Source organism: Streptomyces sp. DSM 15324 (assembly GCF_001514285.1).
GTDB lineage: Bacteria > Actinomycetota > Actinomycetes > Streptomycetales > Streptomycetaceae > Streptomyces.
The window spans coordinates 404,970-428,986 of the sequence record NZ_KQ949024.1 but is presented as its reverse complement, the minus strand read 5'-3'; the positions used below and the strand labels follow the sequence as shown (position 1 = coordinate 428,986).

The window sequence follows — 24,017 nt, the reverse complement described above, 5'->3', positions numbered from 1 at the left end:
TCAGCCCTTCACCAGCAGACCGCGGCTGCGCAGCACCCACCGCTCCAGCGGACTGAAGATCAGCAGGTCGATGGCGATGCCGACGAACAGGATGAGCAGGATCGCCTCGAACACCATCCCCATGTCGCTGGCGTTGCGGCCGTTCTCCAGGAGCTGGCCGAGGCCCACGCCGAGGTCGGGGAAGGAGGCGATGATCTCCGCAGCCATCAGCGACCGCCACGAGAACGCCCAGCCCTGCTTCAGACCGGCCACATAGCCCGGCAGCGCGGCCGGCAGCGTGATGTACAGCGTGCCCTTCACGCCCGTCGCGCCCATGGTGCGGCCGGCCCGCAGGAAGAGCGGCGGCACCTGGTCGACGCCGGACACCAGCCCGTTGGCGATCGAGGGGACCGCGCCGAGCAGGATCACCGCGTACATCATCGAGTTGTTCAGCCCCAGCCACAGCACGGCCGGCGGCACCCACGCCACCGACGGCAGGGACTGGAGCCCGGACAGGATCGGGCCGATCGCCGCCCGGACGAACTTCACCCGCGCCACCAGCAGCCCGAGCGGGGTGCCGATGGCGAGCGCGAAGAGGAAGCCGAGCAGGCCGCGCGAGACGCTGGTCCAGATGTAGCCGAGCAGCTTGCCCTCGAGCCAGGCCGTCTTGAGCGTCTGCCAGACGTCCCCGGGCGCCACCAGCTTGGTCGGATCGTCGACCACCTTGAACGCGATCTGCCAGACGACCAGCAGCAGCACGGTCGCCAGGATCGGCGGCAGGATCTTGTCCACGAAGGTCCGCGCGAACGGCGTCCGGCCGGCGGCGGTGACCCCGTCCAGCGCGTCGAGACCGGCCTCGACGCTCCCGGAGTCGGCGGACTTGGTCTCAGTGCTGGCCATGACGGCGGATCTCCCCACGCAGGACATCGGTGATTTCCAGGGACAGTTCCGCCACGGGGGCGTCCTCGATACGGCGCGGCTGGGGAATGTCGACCACCCATTCGCGCGCGATCCGGCCGGGCCGGGACGACAGCAGGACCACCCGCTGGGCGAGCCGCACCGCCTCGCGCACGTTGTGCGTGACGAACAGGACCGACAGGCCCGTCTCCGTCCAGATCCGGGTCAGCTCGTCGTGCAGCACGTCCCGGGTGATGGCGTCCAGCGCCGCGAACGGCTCGTCCATCAGCAGCAGCTGGCTCTCCTGGGCGAGCGCACGGGCCATCGCCACCCGCTGGCGCATACCGCCGGACAGCTCGTGCACCCGCTTGCCGTACGCGCCCTTCAGCCGGACGAGCTCCAGCAGCTCCTCGGCGCGCCCGCGCCGGTCGTTCTTGGCGACTCCCCTGAGCTTCAGGGCGAGTTCGATGTTCTTGCCGGCGGTGAGCCAGGGGAACAGGGCGTGCTCCTGGAACATCAGCGCCGGACGGCCGTCGGTCGTGATGGACCCGGCGGTGGGCCGGTCCAGCCCGGCCACCAGGTTCAGCAGCGTCGACTTGCCACAGCCCGAGGCCCCCAGGAGGGTGACGAACTCGCCCGGTGCGACATCGAGGGTGATGTCGTCCAGGACGAGCTGCTGCCCGCCCGGTCCCGCGAAGGATTTCGATACATGATCGAGGCGTGCCGCGTACTCCACCGTTTCGGCGGCCTTGGCGAGGGTCGTGCTCATGGTCGTCACCTCCTGGAACTCATCGGGACGTCGGTCAGTTCACGCCGAGACCGGCGTCGGCGACGGCGGGCTCACCCTCGGCCTTGAGGACCTTGTTCAGGATCGACAGGTCGTAGATGCCCTTGAGGTCGGGCTTCTCCAGCAGTCCCGCCTTGACCGCGTGCTCCGCCTCGGTGTTGAGGGTGGAGGCCAGCGGGTCGTTGATGAACTGGACCGACTTCCACGCCGGGTCCAGGACGTTCGTCGGCAGCGCCTTGCCGGAGTCCGCCTCCAGCTGCTTGTTCGCCGCCGCCTTCGCCTCGTCCGGGTTGGCGTTGATCCACTTGTTGGTCTCGACCGAGCCCTTCAGCACGGCCTCGACGACCTTCGGGTGCTCGGTGAGGAACTTCTGCGACACGATGATGTTCGTGATCACGAACTTCTTGTCGGGCCACAGCGACGCCTCGTCGAGGAGCACCTTGCCGCCCTCGGCGACCAGCTTCGACGCGGTCGGCTCCGGCACCCACGCCCCGTCGATCGAACCCGCCTTGAAGGCGTCCGGGGTGACCTTGTTGTCGCTGCGGACGACGGTGACATCGCCCTTGCCGCTCTGCGCGTCGACCTTCCAGCCCTGGTCGGCGATCCAGTTGAGGAACGCCACGTCCTGCGTGTTGCCGAGCTGAGGCGTGGCGATCTTCTTGCCCTTGACGTCCTTGAGGGACTTGACCTTGGCCGGGTTGACGACGAGCTTCACGCCGCCGGAGGCCGAACCGCCGATGATCCGCAGGGACTTGCCGTCGGACTTGGTGTAGCCGTTGATCGCGGGGGAGGGGCCGATCCAGCCGATGTCGATGGACCCGGCGTTCAGCGCCTCGATCTCCGAGGGGCCGGCGTTGAAGGTGGCGTAGGAGGCCTTCGTGCCGCCGAGGGCCTTCTGGAAGATGCCCTGCTCACGGCCGACGAGCGCGGTCGCGTGGGTCAGGTTGCCGAAGTAACCGATCTTGACGGTGTCGACCCCGTCGATCTTCTCCGCCCCGGCGGCGACCTTCTCGTTCTTGTTGGTGTCCTTGGTCTCGGACCCGTAACCGCAGGCGGCGAGGGTCAGGAGGGGCAGAGCGGCTGCGGCGGCGAGGCCGCGGCGAAGGATCGTCGAACGGTTCGAGCGGTTGGCAGGCACGGGAGGGGTTCCTCTCGTTGGCCCGGCGGTCACGGTCTTTCAGGTCGTGGCCGGGTGATCGGCAAGGGGTCTTCGTCGCATCCGGGACGTCGGGTGGGGGGACGGGGCGCGCAGGCAGTGCGCGTACGTCAGCGCACACATCGCGCCACTCCGCCCTGTCCGCTGCCGAGGGCGCCGCTGCCGACCCGGCCGCCCTCCTTCGCGAACGACCCGTAGAAATCCGTGGAGTTCATGATCAGAAGTCCCAGCCGTCGTCGTCGGACTCGTCCTTGACGGGCTCGGGCGAGGCGAACGACTCGCCGACCATGCCGGCGGTCAGCGTCGTGCCGTCCGCCGGGTCGATCAGGATGAACGAGCCCGTACGGCGCGAGTCCGCGTAGGAGTCCACCGGCAGCGGTTCCGCGGTGCGGATCTTCACACGGCCGATGTCGTTGGCGGCGAGCTGTCCCGGGTGCGGGTGCAGGGACAGGTCGTCGAGTGTGAGCCGGGACGGGATGTCCTTGACGATCGCCTTGACGGTACGGGTGCCGTGCTTGATCAGCACCCGGTGACCGACGGTCAGCGGCTGGTCGGCCACATGGCAGACGGTCGCCTCGACGTCCTGGGTGGTCGCGGGCGCGTCCTTGCTGGGCACGATCAGGTCGCCGCGCGAGACGTCGATGTCGTCGGCGAGCAGCACGGTCACCGACTGCGTCGTCCACGCCACGTCCACCGGCGCGCCCAGCAGGTCGATCCCGGAGATCGTCGAGGTGCGGCCGGAGGGCAGCACGGTGACCGGGTCGCCCACCCGGAAGGTGCCGGCGGCGATCTGGCCCGCGTAGCCCCGGTAGTCGGGGTGCTCGGCGGTCTGCGGCCGGATCACGTACTGCACGGGCAGCCGGGCGTGGCAGTGTGCCAGGTCGTGGCTGACGGGGACGGTCTCCAGGTGCTCCAGGACCGTCGGGCCGCCGTACCAGTCCATGGTGGCGGAGGGCTCCACCACGTTGTCGCCGGCGAGCGCGGAGATCGGGATCGCGGTGACCTCGGGGACGCCCAGCTCGGTCGCGTACGCCGTGAACTCCTCGGCGATCGCGGCGAACACGGACTCCCGGTAGTCCACCAGGTCCATCTTGTTGACGGCGAGGACGACGTGCGGGACGCGCAGCAGGGCCGCGATCGCCGCGTGCCGGCGGGTCTGCTCGACGACGCCGTTGCGGGCGTCGACCAGGATCACCGTCAGCTCGGCCGTGGAGGCGCCCGTCACCATGTTGCGGGTGTACTGCACATGGCCCGGGGTGTCGGCGAGGATGAACCGCCGCTTCGGCGTGGCGAAGTAGCGGTACGCGACGTCGATGGTGATGCCCTGCTCGCGCTCGGCGCGCAGCCCGTCGGTGAGGAGGGCGAGGTCCGGGCCCTCCTGGCCGCGGCCGGCCGAGGCGCGCTCCACGGCCTCCAGCTGGTCGGTGAGGACCGACTTGGAGTCGTGCAGCAGCCGGCCGACGAGGGTGGACTTGCCGTCGTCGACGGAGCCGGCGGTGGCGAACCGCAGCAGGGTGGTGGCCGAGAGCTCCTCGGCGGTGAGCGTGCTCATGGTTAGAAGTACCCCTCGCGCTTGCGGTCCTCCATGGCGGCCTCGGAGAGCTTGTCGTCGGCGCGGGTGGCGCCGCGCTCGGTGAGCCGGGAGGCGGCGATCTCGGTGATGACCTGGTCCAGGGTCACCGCGTCGGAGTCGACGGCACCGGTGCAGGACATGTCACCGACGGTCCGGTAGCGCACCAGGCGCTTCTCGACGGTCTCGCCGTCCTTGGGGCCGCCCCACTCGCCGGCCGTGAGCCACATCCCGGACCGCTGGAAGACCTCCCGCTCGTGCGCGAAGTAGATCTCCGGCAGTTCGATGTCCTCGCGGGCGATGTACTGCCAGACGTCCAGCTCGGTCCAGTTGGACAGCGGGAAGACGCGGACGTGCTCGCCGGGGGCGTGGCGGCCGTTGTACAGGTTCCACAGCTCGGGCCGCTGCCGGCGCGGGTCCCACTGCGAGAACTCGTCGCGCAGCGAGAACACCCGCTCCTTGGCGCGGGCCTTCTCCTCGTCGCGGCGTCCGCCGCCGAAGACGGCGTCGAACTTCTCCGCCTGGATCTTCTCGGTGAGGGGCAGCGTCTGCAGGGGGTTGCGGGTGCCGTCGGGCCGCTCGCGCAGCACCCCGCGGTCGATGTAGTCCTGCACGGACGCGACGTGCAGCCGCAGCCCGTGCTCGGCGACGACCCGGTCGCGGTAGTCGATGACCTCGGGGAAGTTGTGCCCGGTGTCGACGTGCAGCAGCGAGAAGGGGATCGCGGCCGGGGCGAACGCCTTCAGCGCGAGGTGCAGCATGAGGATGGAGTCCTTGCCGCCGGAGAAAAGGATCACCGGGTTCTCGAACTCGCCCGCGACCTCGCGGAAGATGTGCACCGCCTCGGACTCCAGCGCGTCCAGATGGCTGAGGGCGTACGGACTGGCCGTGCCCTCATCGGCCGTGGCGACGGTCGTCACACCAAACCCCTCTCGCTGAGCAGCGCGTACACCGACGCCGCGGACTCCTGCACGGTCTGGTTCTGGGACTCGATCCGCAGATCGGGCGACTCCGGCGACTCGTACGGGTCGTCGACGCCGGTCAGCCCGCTCAGCTCGCCCGACGCCTGCTTGGCGTACAGGCCCTTCACATCGCGTACGGAGCACACCTCGACCGGAGTGGCCACATGCACCTCCAGGTACGCCGATCCCCCCTCCTGGTGGCGCTTGCGCACCGCCTCCCGGCTGTCCGCGTACGGCGCGATCACCGGCACGAGCGCCTTCACGCCGTTGCGGGCGAGCAGTTCGGCGAGGAAGCCGATGCGCTGCACATTGGTGTGCCGGTCCTCGCGGCTGAAGCCGAGGCCCGCGGAGATGAACTCGCGGATCTCGTCGCCGTCGAGCACCTCGACGCGGTGGCCCTCCTCGCGCAGCCGGCCGGCCAGCTCGTACGCGATGGTGGTCTTGCCGGCACTCGGCAGACCCGTGAGCCAGACGGTGGCTCCGGTCGTCACGTGGTTCTCCAATGTCGTAGGCACGGTGGGCGCGGTCATGGGGGTCAGCCGTGCAGTCCGCACTCGGTCTTGGCGCGTCCCGCCCAGCGGCCGGCGCGCGCGTCCTCGCCCTCCAGGACCCGGCGGGTGCAGGGGGCGCAGCCGACGGAGGCGTAGCCGTCCATCAGCAGGGGGTTGGACAGGACGCCGTGCTCGGTGATGTACGCGTCGACGTCGTCCTGGGTCCAGCGGGCGATGGGCGAGATCTTGACCTTCCGCCGCTTCTCGTCCCAGCCGACCACCGGGGTGTTCGCCCGGGTCGGGGACTCGTCGCGCCGCAGGCCGGTGGCCCAGGCCCGGTATCCCGCGAGCCCCTCCTCCAGCGGTTCCACCTTGCGCAGTTTGCAGCACAGGTCGGGGTCGCGGTCGTGCAGCTTCGGCCCGTACTCGGCGTCCTGCTCGGCGACGGTCCGGCGCGGGGTGAGCGTGATGACGTTGACGTCCATCACGGCCTCGACCGCGTCACGGGTGCCGATGGTCTCCGGGAAGTGGTAGCCGGTGTCCAGGAACACCACGTCCACGCCCTTGAGGACCCGGGACGCCAGATGGGCGACCACCGCGTCCTCCATGGAGGAGGTCACGCAGAAGCCCTTGCCGAAGGTGTCCACCGCCCACTGGAGGATCTCCAGCGCGGAGGCGTCCTCCAGGTCACGGCCCGCCTGCTCGGCGAGCGCCTTCAACTCCTCGGTCGTACGGCCTTCCTGAACCGACGTCATATCCGGTCCCCTCCCGTGTCGGTGCGCTGAACGCCCCGGGCCAGCAGCCCGAGGAACTTCAGCTGGAATGCTCGGTTGCATGCCGCGCATTCCCACGCGCCGTGGCCCTGTTCGTTGGGTCGCAGGTCCTCGTCGCCGCAGTAGGGGCAGTGGAAGGGGGCGGCCCGCTCGCTCATGAGAGGGCCTCCTCGCCGGCCCGCGCCGCCCAGACGGCGAACCGCTCGCCGTCCTCGCGCTCCGCCTGGAAGCGCCTGAGCACCCGCTCGACGTAGTCGGGCAGTTCCTCCGAGGTCACCTTCAGACCGCGCACCTTGCGGCCGAAGCCGGCCTGGAGGCCCAGGGCGCCGCCCAGGTGCACCTGGAAGCCCTCGACCTGCTCGCCCGCCTCGTTCAGCACCAGCTGGCCCTTGAGACCGATGTCCGCGACCTGGATACGGGCGCAGGCGTTCGGGCAGCCGTTGAGGTTGATGGTCAGCGGCTCGTCGAAGTCCGGCAGCCGCCGCTCCAGCTCGTCGATCAGGGCGGAGCCGCGCTGCTTGGTCTCGACGATGGCGAGCTTGCAGTACTCGATGCCGGTGCAGGCCATGGTGCCGCGCCGGAACGGGGACGGCTTCGCGGTCAGATCCAGCGCCTGGAGGGCCTCCACCAGCGAGTCGACCTGGTCCTCCACCACATCGAGGATGATCATCTTCTGCTCGACGGTGGTGCGCACCCGGCCCGAGCCGTGCGCCTCGGCGAGGTCGGCGATCTTCGCCAGGGTGGCGCCGTCCACCCGGCCGACGCGCGGGGCGAAACCGACGTAGAAGTTGCCGTCCTGCTGGCGGTGCACGCCGACGTGGTCACGCCAGCGCGAGGTGGGCTCGGCGGGCGCGGGGCCGTCGATCAGCTCACGCTCGAGGTACTCGTCCTGGAGCACCTGGCGGAACTTCTCCGGGCCCCAGTCGGCGACCAGGAACTTCAGCCGGGCGCGGTTGCGCAGCCGGCGGTATCCGTAGTCACGGAAGATGCCGATCACGCCGGCCCAGACGTCGGGGACCTCGGCCAGCGGCACCCAGGCGCCGAGCCGGACGCCGATCTTGGGGTTGGTGGACAGACCGCCGCCGACCCACAGGTCGAAGCCGGGGCCGTGCTCGGGGTGTTCGACGCCGACGAACGCGATGTCGTTGATCTCGTGCACCACGTCCAGCAGCGGGGAGCCGGAGATCGCGGACTTGAACTTGCGCGGCAGGTTGGAGAACTCCTTGCTGCCGATGTACCGCCGCTGGATCTCGTCGATCGCCCAGGTGCCGTCGATGATCTCGTCCTCGGCGATGCCGGCGACCGGCGAGCCGATCACGACACGCGGGCAGTCACCGCAGGCCTCGGTGGTGGACAGGCCGACGGCCTCCAGCCGGTTCCAGATCTCCGGGACGTCCTCGATGCGGATCCAGTGCAGCTGGATGTTCTGCCGGTCGGTGATGTCCGCGCTGCCCCGGGCGAACTCCTGCGAGATCTCACCGATCACCCGCAGCTGCTGCGTCGTCAGCCGGCCGCCGTCGATGCGCACCCGCAGCATGAAGTACTTGTCGTCCAGCTCCTCCGGCTCCAGGATCGCGGTCTTGCCGCCGTCGATCCCGGGCTTGCGCTGGGTGTACAGCCCCCACCAGCGCATCCGGCCCCGCAGGTCGTTGGGGTCGATCGAGTCGAAGCCGCGCTTGGAGTAGATCGTCTCAATGCGTGTCCGCACATTGAGACCGTCGTCGTCCTTCTTGAACTGCTCGTTGCCGTTGAGCGGGGTGTGGTGCCCCATGGCCCACTGCCCCTCACCGCGGTGACGACTCACCTTGCGGCGGGGCGCGGAGGCGGCAGGGTTCTGTGGGGTGGCGGCCATCGTGAATACGTCCTTCGGGACAGGCGGAAAGCGGCTCTGACCTGCGCGTACGGGCGCATGGGGGAGAGGTGTGCGTCGTTGCGCGGGGGGAGGGCAGGGGGGAAGGCTGGATCAGGAGACGCGGCGGCGCTGTGCTGTCAGCCCGCCGGACAGATGGCGCTGGACATGCGGCCGAGGTCGACGTGCCGCCGACTCACCAAGGCAATTCCAGTTCCAGACATGACGGAAGCGTGGCACGGCGATCTGGACACAGTCCAGCTTTATCCGCCATGTGGACACCGTTGTCCCGAGATGTGAGACGCGGGTGTCCTCGATCACATGGCGCGCACGGCCCCTTGTCCCCGCAGGTCAGAACCGGTATGCGCGGCCCGGTCAGCCGGCCTGCGCACCAGGCCAGGGGCCCGGCGCGGCCACCTCGGGCTGTTCCTCCACCCTGGTGTCGAACAGCGTGAAACCCCGCCGCTGGTAGTTCGCCAGGGCGTGCTCGCCGTCCAGGCTGCACGTGTGCAGCCACACCCGCTTGGTCTGCGGCAGGCCCGGCCAGCGGTCCCCGAGGTCCCAGGCGCGGGCGGCCCCGTACGACAGCAGGTGCCCGCCGATCCGCCGTCCCCGGAAGGCGGGGATCAGGCCGAAGTACACGATCTCCACGACCCCGTCGTCCTGCGGCTCCAGCTCCACGTACCCGGCGGGCGTGCCGTGGTCGTAGGCGACCCAGGTCTCGACCCCCGGGCGCGCCAGGTGCTCGACCCAGCGCGCGTACGGCCAGCCCAGCCGGTCGATCCAGCGGATGTCGCCGCCGACGGAGGCGTAGAGGAAGCGGCTGAACTCGGGTGAGGGCACCACGGCGCGGACGATCCGGACGTCACCCTCCGGCGCGGCGGCCGGCAGGAGATCGGTCGGGGCGGTCTGCTCCAGGGACCAGGTGGTCACGGGGATGTGGGTCATGCGGCCAGGGAATCATCACGGCAGAGGGTCTGTCGATCGCCGTCCGCGGGGCGGCCGGTCGAACGGGGCCCGGGTTCCTCCTGCCGTGCCCCGCCGTTCCGCCTCCTACTGGGCCGGCAGGAGCGCCGGGTGGTCCGAGGCCGTGCCCGCGAGCGTGGACAGGGGTGTGGCGAACAGCACGCGGCCGGACTGGGCCCAGACCTCGCCGGTCTCCGCCCAGTAGGAGAGGGACTCCGTGCGGGAGCTCCAGCAGGCGTGCGACCCGTCGGCGCCGCACTCCGCGGCCCGCGCCCCGTCCTTCTCGGCGGTGGACTGCCGCCACAGCGCACCGTGCCGCTCCCCGGCCCCGGCCGCCCGGCTGACGTACCAGGCGCCGCCGTACGACAGCACGCCGCGCACCCCGGTGAGCTTCGTCTCGTACGCCTCCGACACCCGCGCCCGTCCGTCGGCGCCCTCGGCGAGCAGACCCGTGTGACCGGCGGCCGTGCTGAAGGGATAGCGCCACAGCCGGGCGACCCGGTCGCCGCCGTCGAGGGTCCACTCGCCGGCGACCAGCGTGTCCGGGGCGGTGCTGCGGTCGAGGGAGATCGTCGTGGGCCGCGGGGCGTCGCCGCCGTCGAGCCGGTAGGAGCCGACGGCCGGCAGGACGAACCGGTAGCCGTGCGCCGACCAGCCGCCGTCCGTGCGGCCGACCGCCTCGCCGAGGACGCCGGCGCGCTGGACCCGGTTCATGTCGTACACGTACAGCGCGGCCCTGTCCCCGTCGTCGGCGGTGACCAGCAGCTTGTCCTGGTACCAGACCATCCCGGAGACATGGGAGACCAGCCCCCGGTAGTCCCGGCCGCCGTCCACCGGCACGGCCAGCAGCACCCAGGTGTACGAGAGCCGGCCGAGGTCGTTGGCGTCGACGAAGGCGACCCGCGCCAGCCCCTGGTCCTCCGGGGTGCCGCGGGTGTCCGACCAGGCGGAGAGCACGACCCGGTTGCTGCCCCAGACACCGTCGTCGTCCGCGTCGCCCGAGGTGGTGACCGCGCCCGGCTGCCAGCCCTCGGTGTCGCCGCCGTTCCAGCAGTACGCCCGGGTGGCCGCGGGGGAGACGGGGAGGTCCGCGCGCTCGGCCGTCGCACAGTCGTCCGCGTCGCGCAGCGCGCCGTCGGCCCGGGCGAGCACGGCGCCGACTCCTACCGGTCGGCCCATCGCGCCCGCCAGCCGGTCCAGATCGGCCTGCGGGACCATGTCCCGGATCAGCCCCGGCCGTCCGGACCCCGCGGCCGCGGCCGGCGGCTTCAGGGCCCCGGGGCCGTCGTCGGTGACCGTGGCCTGGGAGGCGCTGATCATGGTGGCGGCGGCGGTGAGGGCGAGGGCCGTCCCGGCCAGGAACGCCCGTACCGCTCTGCCCCGCCTACGCCGGCGATGTCGGCCGCGATGTCTCATTCGTCCTCCCGAGGCGGGCCAACTGCGCCTGATGATCCGTACGTTGACCGAGGAGCAGGTGGGGTGACCCGTAGAGGGATGCTACGGCAGAGGGGGGCCGTCCCGGACGAAGACCTCGCAAATATGCGGAAGATGCCACCGGGTGCAGCATTCCGGCTACAGTGCGGAACACGTTCGCCACGGCGCGTGTGCCGGGCGGGCGGGCACGGCACGCTCCTGGCATCCGGTGCCACGCCCGCGCCGTCACCGGGTGCCCGGCCCGGTCCGCTCCCGCAGGACCGCGGGCGCCGTCGAGTGCGGCAACAGCCCCGCCGGGTCCGCCGGCCGGAGCACCTCGACCTCCGCCTCCTCGCAGAAACGATACGGCCGGTGTTCCAGGAAACCCCCCAGATACCGCCGTACCCGCGACATCTCGGCCCGCACCGTCACCGTGCGCGCCGGATCGCCGAACATGTCCTGCGCCAGACCCGACGCACTGCGCCCGCCCCGGTGCACCGCCAGCAGATACAGCAACTCCGCGTGCCGCGGACTGAGTTCGTGCGACCAGGTGCCCGCCCCGCCCGACACCGTCACTGACCAGCGCCGCGCCCGGCTCACATCCAGCACGATCCGGGTCGCCTCCCCCGGCACCCGCCCGCCCGCCTCGTCCACCGACCGCACCAACCAGCCCCCGGCCAGCGGCTCCAGCGTGCACAGCCCGAGCGCCGGCAGCCACCGCCGCCCCGCCGACGGCGACTTCGGCAGCGCGATCCGCGCCACGTACGGCATCCCGCTCACCGCCGCCGTCCAGCCGTCCCCGTCCACCACCGCCGCCCGGCCGCCCAACCGGGCCAGCACCGGCGCCGCCACCGCCCGCAGCCGCTCCAGCGACCCCACGTGCGCCTCCCGCAGCCGCGCCTCGGCGAGCCTGGCCACCGACTCCACCCACGCCAGCGTCGCCGGATGCACCGTCTCCAGCGGCCCGCTGACATCGACCACCCCGAGCAGCCGCCCGTTGCGCGGATCGCTGATCGGCGCCCCCGCACACGTCCAGCTCCCGTGCGACCGCACGAAATGCTCACCGGCGAACACCTGCACCGGCCGCCGCACCACCGCCGGCGTCCCCACCCCGTTGGTGCCCACCACCCCCTCGCCCCAGTCCGCGCCCGGCTCCAGCCCCAGCCCGTCCGCCCTGCGCAGCACCGGCGCACACCCCTCCCGCCACAGCACCCGGCCCGCCTCGTCGGCGACCACCATGATGTGCTGCGCCACGTCCGCCACCGACAACAGTCCCTCGCGCAGCACCGGAAGGACCTCCCGCAGCGGCGACTCCTCCCGCAGCCGCCGCACTTCGTCCGCGCCCAGCGTCGGCGGCGGGAAACCGTGCTCCGGATCCACCCCGCCGCGCAGCACCCGCTCCCAGGACTGCTCGATCACCGGACGCGGCGCCACCCGCGCCCGCCGGCCGGCCAGCCGCGCGTCCCGCACCTCGTTGAGCACCCGCGCCGCCCGCGCGGCATCGACGGCCGCGAGCCGGGACACGTTCATCGGCGAGTGGGCCACAGGAGCCTCCCGGGTACACGGAGCGATTCAACCGACAGTTTCCGCAAGGCCGTTTCCGGCCGACAGTCTCCGACCGACTGTTTCCAGTCGTGCCGAAGTCCCCATCTTGCCGCCCGCCCCGCCCGGAGGGGTGCACTCCGGTCACAACCGCCCACAGGTTGCAACCCCTTGCAACCCTGGTGAACATCCACACCGTGTCCGAAACTTGAGGCACGCCGTCCCGAGCGGCGATTCTGGCCTCGCAGGGCCAAAGCCGCGGGGGTGGTGCCGTGTCGGCGCAGCACCACCCCCGCACCTGTCCTCCCAGCTCAGACCACGGGCGCGGCCCGCTCCACCAGGGCCGCCAGCGGGAGGCTGTGCGGCAGCGTCCCGAACGCCGCACCCCCGTCCCCGCCGAGCCGCGACGCACAGAACGCGTCCGCCACCTCCGACGGCGCGAACCGCACCAGCAGCGACCCCTGGAGCACCAGTGCGAACCGCTCCGCCAGCCGCCGCGCCCGCGCCTCCACCCCGTCCAGATCGGCCAACTCCGTCAGCAGCCCCTTGATCGCCCCGTCCAGCCGGTGATCCGCCCCCCGCGCCCGCCCCACCTCCCGCAGATACGCGTCCAGCGCCCCCGGCTCCCGCTGCAACGCCCGCAGCACATCGAGCGCCTGCACATTGCCCGCGCCCTCCCACACCGAGTTCAGCGGCGACTCCCGCACCAGCCGCGGCATCCCCGACTCCTCGACATAGCCGTTGCCGCCCAGACACTCCGCCGCCTCCACCACCAGCGGCGCACAGCGCTTGGTCACCCAGTACTTCGCCGCCGGCACCGCGATCCGCAGGAACGCCCGCTCCTGCTCGCCGCCGTCGTCACAGGCCGCCGCCAGCCGCAGCCCCAGCGTCGTCGCCGCCTCCGACTCCACCGCCAGGTCCGCCAGCACGTTGCGCATCAGCGGCTTGTCGCGCAGCCGCCCCCCGAACGCCTCCCGGTAGGTGCAGTGGTGCACCGCCTGCGCCACCGCCTGCCGCATCAGCCCCGCCGACCCCAGCACACAGTCCACCCGGGTCGCCGCCACCATGTCGATGATCGTGCGCACCCCCCGCCCCTCCTCCCCGACCCGGCGTGCCCACGTGCCGTCGAACTCGACCTCCGCCGACGCGTTCGACCGGTTGCCCAGCTTGTCCTTCAGCCGCTGCAACCGGAACACGTTGCGGCCCCCGTCCTCCAGCACCCGCGGCACCAGGAAGCAGGTCAGACCCTCCGGAGCCTGCGCCAGCACCAGGAAGCCGTCCGACATCGGCGCCGAGCAGAACCACTTGTGGCCCGTCAGCGCATACGTCCCCGCCTCCGCCAGCGGCACCGCCCGGGTCGTGTTCGCCCGGACGTCACTGCCGCCCTGTTTCTCCGTCATCCCCATCCCGAACAGCGCCCCCGCCTTCAGCCGGGCGGGCCGCAGACCGCTGTCGTAGACCTGGGACGTCAGCCGGGGCTCCCACTCGGCGGCCAGCTCCGGGTCCGTCCGCAGCGCCGGTACCGCCGCGTGCGTCATCGACAGCGGACAGCAGGTGCCCGCCTCCACCTGCGTCCACACCACGAACGCCGCCGCCCGCCGCACGTGCCCGCCCGGCCGCGTCCACGCCGCCGTCAGCCCGGCGCCCACCCCCTTGCCCAGCAGCCGGTGCCACGCCGGATGGAAGTCCACCTCGTCCACCCGGTTCCCGAACCGGTCGTGCGTGCGCAGCGTCGGCGGATGCACGTCGGCCTGCACCGCCCACTCCTGCACCTGCTGCGACCCGGCGGCCCGCCCCAGCCCGGACAGCTCGTCGTGCGCCTCCTGCGCCGGCCCGGGATCCAGATGCCGCCCCACGGCCGACACCAGGGCCCGGTCGGCGCCGTAGACGTCGTACCCGCTCAGTTCGGGGGGCTGATTGGTCACGGTGTGCGTGCTGCCTGCCATACCGGGAACCTACCCCCGGGTACGCCGCCGACGCCGACCCGAGCCCCGCGTGCCGCGCCCCGACCAGGCGATGCGGCCTCGCCGGAGGTGAGTGCAGACCCGAACGGCGGATACCTTTAGGGCGTGCAGCCAGCAAGACAGTCACCCGAGCAACCAGGAGGCCCCACGGGACGCCTCCACCGGGCGCGTGCCCTCTACCGGAACGTCTCCAAGCGGCGGACCGCCTGGCTGCTGTTGAAGGACACCGTCAACTCCTGCATCGAGTACCGCATCCTCGGCCTCGCCGCCGAGGCCGCCTTCTTCACCCTGCTGTCCGTGCCGCCCCTGCTGCTCAGCCTCATCGGCCTGCTCGGCTACGTCGACGACTGGACCGGCACCGACTCCATCAGCAGCCTGGAGAGCAACCTCCTCGAGGCGTCCCGCACGGTCCTGTCCGACAAGGGCGTCGCACAGATCGCCCAGCCCATCCTCGACGACGTGATGAGGGGCGGCCGCCCCGACGTCATCTCCATGGGCTTCCTGTTCGCCCTGTGGTCCGGCTCCCGCGCCGTCAACGTCTTCATCGACACCATCACCGTCATGTACGGCCTCGACGGCGTCCGCGGCATCGTCAAGACCCGGCTGGTGGCGTTCCTGCTGTTCCTCGCCGCCCTGCTGATCGGCTCCGTCGCCCTGCCCCTCATGGTGGCCGGGCCCGACGCCGTCGTCGGGGTCGTGCCCTGGTCGACCACCCTCGTGCAGATCCTGTACTGGCCCGTCGTGATCGTCCTCTCCGTGGCCTTCCTGACCACCCTCTACCACGTGTCCGTGCCCGTGCGGTCCCCATGGATCGAGGACGTCCCCGGAGCGCTCGTCGCCCTCGCCATGTGGGTCCTCGGCAGCTTCCTGCTGCGCATCTACCTCACCCACACCATCGAGGGCGCCTCCATCTACGGTTCCCTCGCCGCCGCGGTCGCCGTCATGCTGTGGATCGGCGTGTCCGCCTTCGCCGTGCTGGTCGGCGCCGCCGTCAACGCCGCCATCGACCGGGTCTGGCCCGCCGCGGCGACCGCCGCCGCCCGCGCCGCCAACGAGCGCATCCGCGAGGAGGAGGCCGCCGAGTACGTCGCCCGCGTGGCCGCCGCCCGCACCCACGACGACGACCCCGACGACCCCGACATGCCCTCCGAGTTCCCCGAACGCTGGTCCCGCTTCCTGCCCCCCGACGACGTCACGGCCCGGCTGCGCACCCACGCCAAGACCTCCCCGAAGCAGAACGGCACGACGGGGACCCACAGGGAGGAGCCCGGGGACGACGGGAAGTGAGCGCGGCCGGCCCGGTGGTCCGCGTGACCGCGCTGCCGCGTGACCGCAGTGCCGCGTGACGCCCGCGCACGGCCGGGGGGACCTCCTGCGAGGACGCGTGACCACGGGTGACCGGGCGCCTTTCGCCCGGGGCGGCGTAGCCTGGCCCGCGTGTACCAGGAACGGCCCTCCCGGCTGGCCGGCGCGGTGGTCTGGACGAACGCTCCCGTGCCCGGATCCGACGCGCTCCCCGTCCTGCCCGACGGCTGCATGGACCTGCTGTGGAACGACGGCCGCCTGCTGGTCGCCGGCCCCGACACCCGCGCCCACGTCCCCGGCGGAGCGCCCACGGCCTGGGCCGGCGTCCGCTTCTACCCCGGCACCGCGCCCGGCCTGCTCGGCGTACCGGCCCACGCGCTGCGCGACCGCCGCGTGGAGCTGGCCGACCTGTGGCCGGCGGCCCGCGTACGGCCTCTGACCGCTCGCGTCGCCGCCGCCCCCGACCCCGCCACGGCCCTGGAGGACCTGGCCCTGGAGCGGGCCGCACCCCCCGACGCGCAGCTGCGACGGCTGGTCACCGCGCTCGCCGAGGGCCGCTCCGTCGCCGCCACCGCCGACGCACTCGGCCTCGGCGCCCGGCGGCTGCACCGCCGCTCCCTCGACGCCTTCGGCTACGGCCCGAAGACCCTCGCCCGGATCCTGCGGCTGCGGCGCGCCCTCGACCTCGCCCGCGCCGGGGTGCCGTACGCGGACACCGCGGCCCGCGCCGGATACGCCGACCAGGCCCATCTCGCCCGTGACGTGCGGGAGTTCACCGGCACCACGCTGAGCGGCCTGCTGCCGCGGCAGCGGTGAGCGCCCCGGCCGCCTACCGCTCGGGCAGCGGCGCGAACAGGTCGACGCCGTTGCCGTCGGGGTCGTGCACGACGGCGTACCGCTGGCCCCAGAACGCGTCCCAGGGCTTCAGCTCCCCGTGATGGCCGTCGCCGGTCAGCTCCTCGTACACCGCGTCGACCTCGGCCGGTGCCGCGCAGCGCAGCGCGAGCGAGGCCCGGCCGCCCCCGGAAGGCGCACGCCAGCCCGGATGGAAGGACCGCACGGTCTCCTCGGTGTCCAGCAGCAGCCGCAGCCCGCCGGGCAGCTCCGCCTCGGTGTGCGGCTCCCGCTCGGCGCCGTCGGGGAACGCGAACCCCAGCCGGCGGTAGAAGGCGACGGAGGCGGCCATGTCGGAGACCACCAGCCCGATGGCATCGAATCGTGTACGCATACGGTCACCGTAGGCGCGGCGGGGCGGCCGGTCTTGAAGGAAACGGACAGCGCGCACCGGCCGGTGCCCCGCGTCAGCCGAAGCGCACCGGCCCGTTCGGACTGTCCACCGTGAAGGAGAACGCCGCCGGGCCCTCGGTCAGCCGCAGGTCCGTGCCGAGGAGCGCCAGCAGTGCGCGGAGTTCCTCGGGGTCGGGGGCGGTGGCGGTCAGCTCCCGCAGCGGGGTCACCGGCAGCCCGGACGCCGACGGGTGGGGCGCCGCACCCCAGTCGATGAGGAACGGCACCAGACCGGACGGGTGCGGGCGGCCGCCGTCGGTCAGCCGCCACCGCAGCAGTGTGCCGTCGGGCCGCCGACGGCTCATCTCCCGTACGTCACCCGGGTCGTAGCCCCGGGCCCGGACCGCCGCGACCGTCGCGTCCAGGTCCGCCGGGCCGATCGCCCAGGTGAGGACCCGCGCCCGGTCGAGACCGTCCACGCCGGACGGGCGCGGACCCGTCGGTGCGGGCCGCTCCGGATCGGGGCCGAGGATCTCCAGATACGCGCCGCCGCCCAGCCCCACCAGATGGTTGCGCGTGCCGTGCTCCGGATGCACCCCGCCCGGCACGGGCGCCACTCCCGTGCGCCGGGTGAACTCCGCGACCGTCGCCGCCAGTTCGGGGGTCGCGAGGACGATGTGGTCGAGACGTGCAGGAATGGTGTTCATCCCGGCCGAGCCTACGCGCCCCGCCGCCGACGACGCCCCGCCCGGGGAAAAGCCGGAACCGCCCCCGTTCGCGTGCGGGGGCGGCGCGAGATGACGGGCCACCGAAAGATTCGCTCGACGATCTCACTGGGACACCGCCGCCCGCGGCCATAGGCTCGGCGGCATGACCGCCCGCCTGCTCGTGTACACCCGCACCACCGCCTACCGCCACGACTCCATCCCGGACGCCGTCACCGCCGTCCGGGCCCTGGACGGCTTCGAGGCACACCACAGCGAGGACCCGGCGGCCCTGGAGGCCCCCCTGGACGGGTACGCGGCCGTGGTGTTCCTCTCGACCAGCGGCGAGGTCCTCACCCCCGCCGGACGCGAGCGCCTCACCGCGTACGTCCGCGCGGGCGGCGGCTTCGTCGGCGTGCACGCGGCCGCCTGCACCGAGTACGACTGGCCGTACTACGGCGAACTCCTCGGCGCCCGCTTCGACCGCCACCCCGCCTACCAGCCCGGCAAGGCGGTCGTCGAGGACCACGACCACCCCGCCACCCGGCACCTGCCCACCGTCTGGGACTTCACCGACGAGTGGTACGACTTCCGCGCCAACCCGCGCGGCCGGGTCCGCGTCCTCGCCGGCGCCGACGAGTCCTCGTACGAGGGCGGCGGCATGGGCGCCGACCACCCTCTGGTCTGGTGCCGCGAGGAGGGCGAGGGCCGTGTCTTCTACACCGCCCTCGGACACGCCTGTGAGGCCTACCGCGACCCCCGCTTCCTGGCCCATCTGCGCGGCGGGATCGCCTGGGCGGCCCGGGTGGGCCGCGACGCCCAGTGACGTTTCTGCGGTGAACCGTTTCCGCCATCGGGGTGACCGACCCCGCGCCGGGAGCGGTCCGCCCCCGGCCGCCGGAGATCCTCCTGTCCGGTTGATCCGGTGAAATGGACGCTCAGGAGGAGCCGGACGGTGACTTACGGGACCAAGCTGCGGGAGCGGATCGCCGCACCGGGGACCACCCCGCTGATCGGCGTGTACGACATGTACTCGGCGTCGATCGCCGCGCAGCACTACGACGGGATGTTCGTCTCCGGGTTCGGCTTCGCCGCCTCCTACTACGGACTGCCCGACATCGGCTTCATCGCCTGGCCCGACATGATGGCGTTCGTCCAGCGGCTGCGCGGCGCGTTCCCCGGCCACCACCTGCTGGTCGACATCGACGACGGCTATGTCGACCCCGAGGTCGCCTGCCACGTGGTGGAGGGACTCGAACGGATCGGCGCCTCCGGTGTCGTCCTGGAGGACCAGAAACGGCCCCGCCGCTGCGGCCACGCCGACGGCAAACAGGTCCTGCCCCTGGAGGAGTACCTCGCCAAGCTGGAGATGGTCCTCGCCACCCGCCGGGACCTGCTCGTCGTGGCCCGCACGGACGCCACCGACGAGCACGACATCCTGCACCGTGCCGGGACCCTCGCGGCCACCGACGCGGACGTGGTCCTCGTCGACGGCGTCCGCAGCGTCGACTGGATCCGCCGCATCCGGGCCGTCGTCGGCGGCAAGCCGCTGCTGTTCAACCAGATCGCGGGCGGCAAGTCCCCCCGGCTCTCCCTCGGCGAACTCGCCGCCCTCGGCGTGGACGTCGCCATCTACAGCACCCCCTGTCTGTTCGCCGCCCACGAGGCCATGCACGCCGCGCTCGCCGAACTCCGCCGCACGGACGGCCGGCTGCCCGAGACGAGGAGCGACGCCGACGGGGTGGGCGTCGGCACGGCGACCCGCCTGCTGGAACGCAACATCGCCCGCAGCCGCGCCCCGCGGACGGACACACTTCCTCCGCCCCCACGCGACGCACCCCGAGGGCCGGCCGAACGAAAGGCCTGACGGGCCGGGCCTTTCCACCGCTGCACCGATCCCGTGCCGGGGCCTGCGCAGGTTCCGTGCCGGGTCCCGGGTGCCCCGGCGACCTCCCCCGCCGGCTCGGCGCACGCGACGCCGTAACCGCAGCAGATCGTCGAACACGGCTGGACGAAGAACGCCGGGCCTTCGTCCACCGCTACGACCCAGGCCGCCTCCCGGACGAGGAGCTGGGCCGTGCCGAGGGCACGACCGGCTGACGGTGCACCCGGCGCGGGTCACTGCCGTGGCGCCGTCCCGGCTCCGGCGGCGGGCGGTCGGCCGGCGCGCGGCAGCAGAGCCCACCGCGCCGGGCGACACGCGCGCGGCCCCACGCCCTCCGCGCCGGGCGCCGGTCAGGCCATCCGGGGCAGGTCCGCGTGGCGTACCTCGTGGGCCGGCGGCAGGCCGTCTGCCAGGCGCTCCAGCTCCTCGACCACGATGAGTCCCAGCCGTTCCAGCTCATTGCCCAGGGACCCGGCGATGTGCGGGGTGAGGAAGACGTTGGGGAGGCGGTACAGAGGTGAGTCGGCGGGCAGCGGTTCGGGGTCGGTGACGTCCAGGACCGCCTGCAGCCGGCCGGAGACCAGCTCGTCGGTGAGCGCCGCATGGTCGACGAGGGCGCCGCGGGAGGTGTTGATCAGCACGCCGCCGTCGCGGATCAGGGCGAGGCGGGGGCGGTCGAGCAGGTGATGCGTCTCGGGGAGGTCGGGGGCGTGCAGGCTGACGATGTCGCTGTGCCGCAGCAGATCCTCCAGGGTGACGAGCCGGGCGCCGAGGGCGGTGGCCTCGGACGCCTCGACGTACGGGTCGTGGAGGAGGACCTCGACGTCGTACGGGCGCAGCAGGTCCAGCAGCCGGCGCCCCACCCGGGAGGCGCCGATGACGCCGATCCGGCGACCGAAGTTGCCGAGGGCGGCCGTCTCGGCAGGGGCGGGCGGGGTGTGGGTGCGGCGGTAGCGCTCACGGTGGACGAAGGCGTCCTTCCCCGCGAGCAGGATCATCGCGAGTGTGTACTCGGCGACCGGTACCGCGTTGCCGGTCACCGCGTTGGAGACCGTCACGCCACGTTCCCACAGGGCCTCGCCGACCAGCGGGCGCACGGAACCCGCGGCGTGCAGGACCGAGCGCAGCCGGGGCAGCGCGGCGAGCGCCTGCGCGTCGAGGTGCGGGCAGCCCCAGCCGGTGATCAGCACGTCGGCGCCGGCCAGCGCCGACGCGGCGGCCGGGTCGGCGAAGTCCCGTACGACCAGGGCGGGGTCGATCTCGGCCGTCCGCCGCAGCCTCGCCAGGAGCGGGGCGGGGAACAGCCGGGGGAGGTGCACCGGATCCATGGCGAACACGGCCCTGGGCGGCTGGGCGCTGGGCATGACTCTCCCTGGGGTGCGTGGGAAACGTTTTCTGGCAAACGCTTTCCACCGTAGGTCCGCCTCAGAGACATGGTCAATCGGTCGGACGATCACCGCCGCCGCACCGCCGGCCCCGTGGGCGTCCAGCAGTGGCGGTGGTGGAACGCTGCGGACGGGGCTGGGTGTCGGAACCCTCAGGTCCTCAGGTACGCCGAACAGCCCCTTCACAGGCTCGTGCGCCGGAATACCCCGCGCAGGTGTGGTGCTCTGGTGATACCGGTGCACGAGCGCTGCGAAGGGCTGGTGGGCAGATGACGGCAGACCGCGAGAACCCCGCGGCGGAGGACCGGCAGGACCCCGACCCGGTCGTCGCCACCCCGTACGGGGCCGTCCGCGGACGATCCGAGCGGGGCATCGCCGTGTTCCGGGGCATCCCCTACGCGGCACCCCCCTTCGGCCCCCTCCGCTTCCGGCCGCCCGAGCCGCCGGAACCCTGGGACGGGGTCCGCGACGCGGGCGCCTTCGGAGCGACGCCGCCGAAACCGCCGTACTCCGAGGCCTTCGCCCAGTACCTCTCCGACCCGGTCGTGCCCGGCGACGACTGCCTCAACCTCAACGTCTGGACGCCCGACCCCGGCCCCGACGCCCGCCTCCCGGTCCTGGTGTGGCTGCATGGCGGCGCGCTGACCAGGGGTTCCTCCGCCGTGCCCGTGTACGACGGACGGCACTTCGCCCGCGACGGCATCGTCTTCGTCTCGGTCAACTACCGGCTCGGCGTCGAGGGCTACGGGCTGTTCCCCGACGCCCCAGCGAACCCCGGCCTGCGCGACCAGCTCGCCGCCCTCCACTGGGTCCACCGGTCCATCAGGGCCTTCGGCGGCGACCCCGACAGGGTCACCCTGGCCGGACAGTCCGCCGGCGCCATCAGCACCGGCGCGCTGATCGCCGCCCCCCAGGCCCGGGGACTGTTCCGGCGGGCGGTCCTGCAGAGCGGACCACCGGAAGCCTCCGAACGCGACAAGGTACGCCGCATGGTGCGCCGGATGGCCACCCGGCTGAAGATCCCCGCCACCGCCGAGGCCTTCGCGGCCGTCGACCGGGATCTGCTGCTGCGTACCCAGGCCGACGTCGGCCGGCTCAGCAGCCCCGTGCTCGGCGGTCCCGCCTTCGGCATCGTCGTCGACGGCGACCTCGTCCCGCGCGACCCGCTCCAGGCCCTCCTCGACGGCGAAGCGGCCCCCGGATGCGACCTCCTCCTCGGCTGGACCAGGGACGAATACCGGCTCTGGCTGGTCCCCGGCGGTCTGCTGGAACGCGTCGACCGGCTCGGCGCCGTCGCCCTCGCCGGCGCCATGGCCCGCTGCCACTGCGGCCACGAGGTGCCGCGCGGCTACCGCACCCTGCACCCCGAGGCCGGCACCGCCGAGATCGTCGGGCAGATGGTCACCGACCACCTGCTGCGCCGGCCACTGCACCGCCTGGCCGACGCCCGCCCCGGAACCTCGTACGTCTACGAGTTCGCCTGGCCCTCGCAGCGCCCCGGCCTCGGCGCCTGCCACGCGCTCGAACTCGGCTTCGTCTTCGACACCGGCCACACACCCGAGTCCGCGAAACTCGCCGGTGAGGACGCACCGCAGGAACTGGCCGACGCCATGCACTCGGCGTGGGTGCGGTTCGTGGCGACGGGCGATCCGGGGTGGGAGGCGTGGGACGAGCGGCATCCCGTACGGGTGTTCGGAGCGGGGGAGGGTGTGGCCGCCCGGGAGGAAGCCGGGGCGTCGGATGCGGGCCACCGTGTACGGCGGACAGGTGACGGTATGTCGTATGCAGACGACGGAGGATCGTATACCGCCTACGGTCTCCGCGACCGCGAGCTGGACCTGTGGGCCGTCCCCGCCGGCCCCACCCCGCCCCAGCCCCCCACCCCGGCCGCCCTGCCGACCACGCCGCCGGGCCCGCTGGTCGGCGGCCGGATCGTCCGCGCCACGGAACTCAGGTCGGCGGTGCGCCGGCTGCGCCGCCCGGGTGGAGTGCAGCGCGACTGACCGCCCCTGTCACCGCATGTCGGTCACGTCCGCACCGATCCGCACGTCAGTCGCGTCCGCACCGATCCGCACGTCGGTCACGTCCGCACCGATCCGCACGTCGGTCACGTCCGCACCGATCCGCACGTCAGTCGCGTCCGCACCGACCCGCGAGCCAGCCCGGAGGCCGGCGGGCCGCGGCGGGCGCGGGCAGGGGCACTACGCCTTGGTCAGGGTGTGGGCGATCGACGCCACCGCCTCGGGGCCGACCCGGCAGCAGCCGCCGATCAGCCGCGCGCCCGCGTCCCGCCAGCCGAGAACCTGCTCGGGGGCGAAGGAGGAGCGGCCCCTCCAGGCGCGCGCCTGCGGGTCCCAGGACTCACCGCTGTTGGGATAGACGACGACCGGCTTGCCGGTCACCCGGGCGGCCGTCGCCACGGCGGCGTCGACGTCCTCGGGGGCGCAGCAGTTCACGCCCACCGCGATCACCTCGTCGGCCTCGGCGGCCAGGGCGAACGCCTCGTCCAGCGGCTGACCGGCCCGCGTCCGTACACCGTCGACCGTATACGAAAGCCAGGCCGGCACCCCCAGCCCCCGCACCGCCCGCAGCAGCGCCTCGGCCTCCTCGGCGTCGGGGACGGTCTCCAGCGCCAGCACATCGGGCGCGGCGGCGGCCAGGACCTCCAGCCGGGGCCGGTGGAAGCGTTCCAGCTCCGCCACGCTCAGCCCATAGCGGCCCCGGTACTCGGAGCCGTCCGCGAGCATCGCGCCGTACGGTCCCACCGACGCGGCCACCCACAGGGGCTGGGTGATCCCCTTGTCCCGGGCCTGACGGGCGGCCTCGCGGGCCAGTTCCACGCTCAGGGCCAGCAGCCGGGCGGACTCCTCGTGCGCGATGCCGCGCTTGGCGAAGCCCTCGAAGGTGGCCTGGTAGCTGGAGGTGATCGCCACGTTCGCGCCGGCCTCGAAGTAGGCGAGGTGCGCCTCGGTGATCGCCTCGGGTCGTTCGGCCAGCAGCCGCGCGGACCAGAGCTCGTCGCTCAGGTCGTGTCCGGCGGACTCCAGCTGGTTGGACATGCCGCCGTCGAGGACGACGGTTCCTGCGGCGAGCGCCTCGGCGAGCGGGGCGCCGGAGGGGGAAGGGGTGTCGCTGGTCATGACATGACGCTAGTCGAAGGCA

The 24,017-nt window shown here is 72.7% G+C and carries 23 protein-coding genes; 5 read left to right on the top strand and 18 right to left on the bottom strand.

Annotation, left to right across the window (positions count from 1 at the left end; all coding sequences use genetic code 11):
• From AQJ58_RS08105 to AQJ58_RS08045, 14 genes are all read right to left on the bottom strand, one after another.
• Window positions 1-879 carry an ABC transporter permease gene (locus tag AQJ58_RS08105; RefSeq protein WP_067246664.1) on the bottom strand — a complete coding sequence of 293 codons (879 nt, stop codon included), beginning with the start codon at window positions 877-879 and terminating at the stop codon, window positions 1-3.
• Window positions 866-1,645 (bottom strand): ABC transporter ATP-binding protein, encoded by a 780-nt coding sequence (locus AQJ58_RS08100; protein ID WP_067246662.1) that lies wholly within the window; start codon window positions 1,643-1,645, stop codon window positions 866-868. Before AQJ58_RS08100 ends, AQJ58_RS08105 begins: the two co-directional genes overlap by 14 nt.
• A 34-nt stretch (window positions 1,646-1,679) precedes the next feature.
• A complete protein-coding gene (locus AQJ58_RS08095) occupies window positions 1,680-2,801 on the bottom strand; it encodes an aliphatic sulfonate ABC transporter substrate-binding protein (protein WP_067246659.1) in 1,122 nt (373 codons plus the stop codon).
• A 235-nt stretch (window positions 2,802-3,036) separates the two neighbouring features.
• Complete coding sequence (locus AQJ58_RS08090) at window positions 3,037-4,371, bottom strand: sulfate adenylyltransferase subunit 1 (protein WP_067246657.1); 1,335 nt, start codon at window positions 4,369-4,371, stop codon at window positions 3,037-3,039.
• Between the two features lie 2 nt (window positions 4,372-4,373).
• Window positions 4,374-5,309 (bottom strand): sulfate adenylyltransferase subunit CysD, encoded by a 936-nt coding sequence (cysD, locus tag AQJ58_RS08085; RefSeq protein ID WP_067246654.1) that lies wholly within the window; start codon window positions 5,307-5,309, stop codon window positions 4,374-4,376.
• Window positions 5,306-5,842, bottom strand: coding sequence for an adenylyl-sulfate kinase (cysC, locus tag AQJ58_RS08080; RefSeq protein WP_067246651.1), 537 nt, complete (start codon window positions 5,840-5,842; stop codon window positions 5,306-5,308). Before cysC ends, cysD begins: the two co-directional genes overlap by 4 nt.
• A 44-nt stretch (window positions 5,843-5,886) precedes the next feature.
• Window positions 5,887-6,597, bottom strand: coding sequence for a phosphoadenylyl-sulfate reductase (locus tag AQJ58_RS08075; RefSeq protein WP_067246649.1), 711 nt, complete (start codon window positions 6,595-6,597; stop codon window positions 5,887-5,889).
• Window positions 6,594-6,773 (bottom strand): hypothetical protein, encoded by a 180-nt coding sequence (locus tag AQJ58_RS08070; RefSeq protein ID WP_055637400.1) that lies wholly within the window; start codon window positions 6,771-6,773, stop codon window positions 6,594-6,596. Before AQJ58_RS08070 ends, AQJ58_RS08075 begins: the two co-directional genes overlap by 4 nt.
• Window positions 6,770-8,467: a nitrite/sulfite reductase gene (locus AQJ58_RS08065; protein ID WP_067246646.1), complete on the bottom strand. Its 1,698-nt coding sequence runs from the start codon at window positions 8,465-8,467 to the stop codon at window positions 6,770-6,772. Before AQJ58_RS08065 ends, AQJ58_RS08070 begins: the two co-directional genes overlap by 4 nt.
• A 137-nt stretch (window positions 8,468-8,604) precedes the next feature.
• The gene (locus tag AQJ58_RS45615) at window positions 8,605-8,688 is read right to left on the bottom strand and encodes a putative leader peptide (protein ID WP_309500612.1); all 84 of its coding nucleotides are present in this window, start codon (window positions 8,686-8,688) and stop codon (window positions 8,605-8,607) included.
• Window positions 8,689-8,839: 151 nt separating this feature from the next.
• A complete protein-coding gene (locus tag AQJ58_RS08060; RefSeq protein ID WP_067246643.1) occupies window positions 8,840-9,412 on the bottom strand; it encodes a GNAT family N-acetyltransferase in 573 nt (190 codons plus the stop codon).
• Window positions 9,413-9,517: 105 nt separating this feature from the next.
• Window positions 9,518-10,846 (bottom strand): hypothetical protein, encoded by a 1,329-nt coding sequence (locus tag AQJ58_RS08055; RefSeq protein WP_067246640.1) that lies wholly within the window; start codon window positions 10,844-10,846, stop codon window positions 9,518-9,520.
• Between the two features lie 243 nt (window positions 10,847-11,089).
• Window positions 11,090-12,388, bottom strand: coding sequence for a GAF domain-containing protein (locus AQJ58_RS08050; RefSeq protein WP_067246637.1), 1,299 nt, complete (start codon window positions 12,386-12,388; stop codon window positions 11,090-11,092).
• A 308-nt stretch (window positions 12,389-12,696) separates the two neighbouring features.
• A complete protein-coding gene (locus AQJ58_RS08045; RefSeq protein ID WP_067246634.1) occupies window positions 12,697-14,331 on the bottom strand; it encodes an acyl-CoA dehydrogenase family protein in 1,635 nt (544 codons plus the stop codon).
• Between the two features lie 123 nt (window positions 14,332-14,454).
• On the opposite strand from AQJ58_RS08045, the gene AQJ58_RS08040 reads away from it, so the two are divergent.
• Window positions 14,455-15,636 (top strand): YihY/virulence factor BrkB family protein, encoded by a 1,182-nt coding sequence (locus AQJ58_RS08040; RefSeq protein ID WP_079078762.1) that lies wholly within the window; start codon window positions 14,455-14,457, stop codon window positions 15,634-15,636.
• A gap of 150 nt (window positions 15,637-15,786) precedes the next feature.
• Window positions 15,787-16,470 carry a helix-turn-helix domain-containing protein gene (locus AQJ58_RS08035; protein WP_067246631.1) on the top strand — a complete coding sequence of 228 codons (684 nt, stop codon included), beginning with the start codon at window positions 15,787-15,789 and terminating at the stop codon, window positions 16,468-16,470.
• Between the two features lie 13 nt (window positions 16,471-16,483).
• On the opposite strand, the gene AQJ58_RS08030 is transcribed toward AQJ58_RS08035, so the two are convergent.
• Window positions 16,484-16,882: a VOC family protein gene (locus AQJ58_RS08030; RefSeq protein ID WP_067246628.1), complete on the bottom strand. Its 399-nt coding sequence runs from the start codon at window positions 16,880-16,882 to the stop codon at window positions 16,484-16,486.
• Between the two features lie 73 nt (window positions 16,883-16,955).
• The gene (locus AQJ58_RS08025; RefSeq protein ID WP_067246619.1) at window positions 16,956-17,588 is read right to left on the bottom strand and encodes a VOC family protein; all 633 of its coding nucleotides are present in this window, start codon (window positions 17,586-17,588) and stop codon (window positions 16,956-16,958) included.
• Window positions 17,589-17,751: 163 nt separating this feature from the next.
• Here AQJ58_RS08025 and AQJ58_RS08020 point away from each other — a divergent pair, with 163 nt between their 5' ends.
• Together AQJ58_RS08020 and AQJ58_RS08015 are read left to right on the top strand one after the other, a co-directional pair.
• Window positions 17,752-18,411 (top strand): ThuA domain-containing protein, encoded by a 660-nt coding sequence (locus tag AQJ58_RS08020; RefSeq protein WP_067246615.1) that lies wholly within the window; start codon window positions 17,752-17,754, stop codon window positions 18,409-18,411.
• Window positions 18,412-18,540: 129 nt separating this feature from the next.
• Complete coding sequence (locus AQJ58_RS08015) at window positions 18,541-19,452, top strand: isocitrate lyase/PEP mutase family protein (RefSeq protein WP_067246612.1); 912 nt, start codon at window positions 18,541-18,543, stop codon at window positions 19,450-19,452.
• 368 nt (window positions 19,453-19,820) lie between these two features.
• On the opposite strand, the gene AQJ58_RS08010 is transcribed toward AQJ58_RS08015, so the two are convergent.
• Window positions 19,821-20,834 (bottom strand): hydroxyacid dehydrogenase, encoded by a 1,014-nt coding sequence (locus AQJ58_RS08010; protein WP_067246610.1) that lies wholly within the window; start codon window positions 20,832-20,834, stop codon window positions 19,821-19,823.
• A gap of 290 nt (window positions 20,835-21,124) precedes the next feature.
• Here AQJ58_RS08010 and AQJ58_RS08005 point away from each other — a divergent pair, with 290 nt between their 5' ends.
• Window positions 21,125-22,858 (top strand): carboxylesterase/lipase family protein, encoded by a 1,734-nt coding sequence (locus tag AQJ58_RS08005; protein ID WP_067246607.1) that lies wholly within the window; start codon window positions 21,125-21,127, stop codon window positions 22,856-22,858.
• 198 nt (window positions 22,859-23,056) lie between these two features.
• On the opposite strand, the gene mmuM is transcribed toward AQJ58_RS08005, so the two are convergent.
• Window positions 23,057-23,995: a homocysteine S-methyltransferase gene (gene mmuM, locus AQJ58_RS08000; protein ID WP_067246604.1), complete on the bottom strand. Its 939-nt coding sequence runs from the start codon at window positions 23,993-23,995 to the stop codon at window positions 23,057-23,059.
• Between the last annotated feature and the right edge of the window lie 22 nt (window positions 23,996-24,017).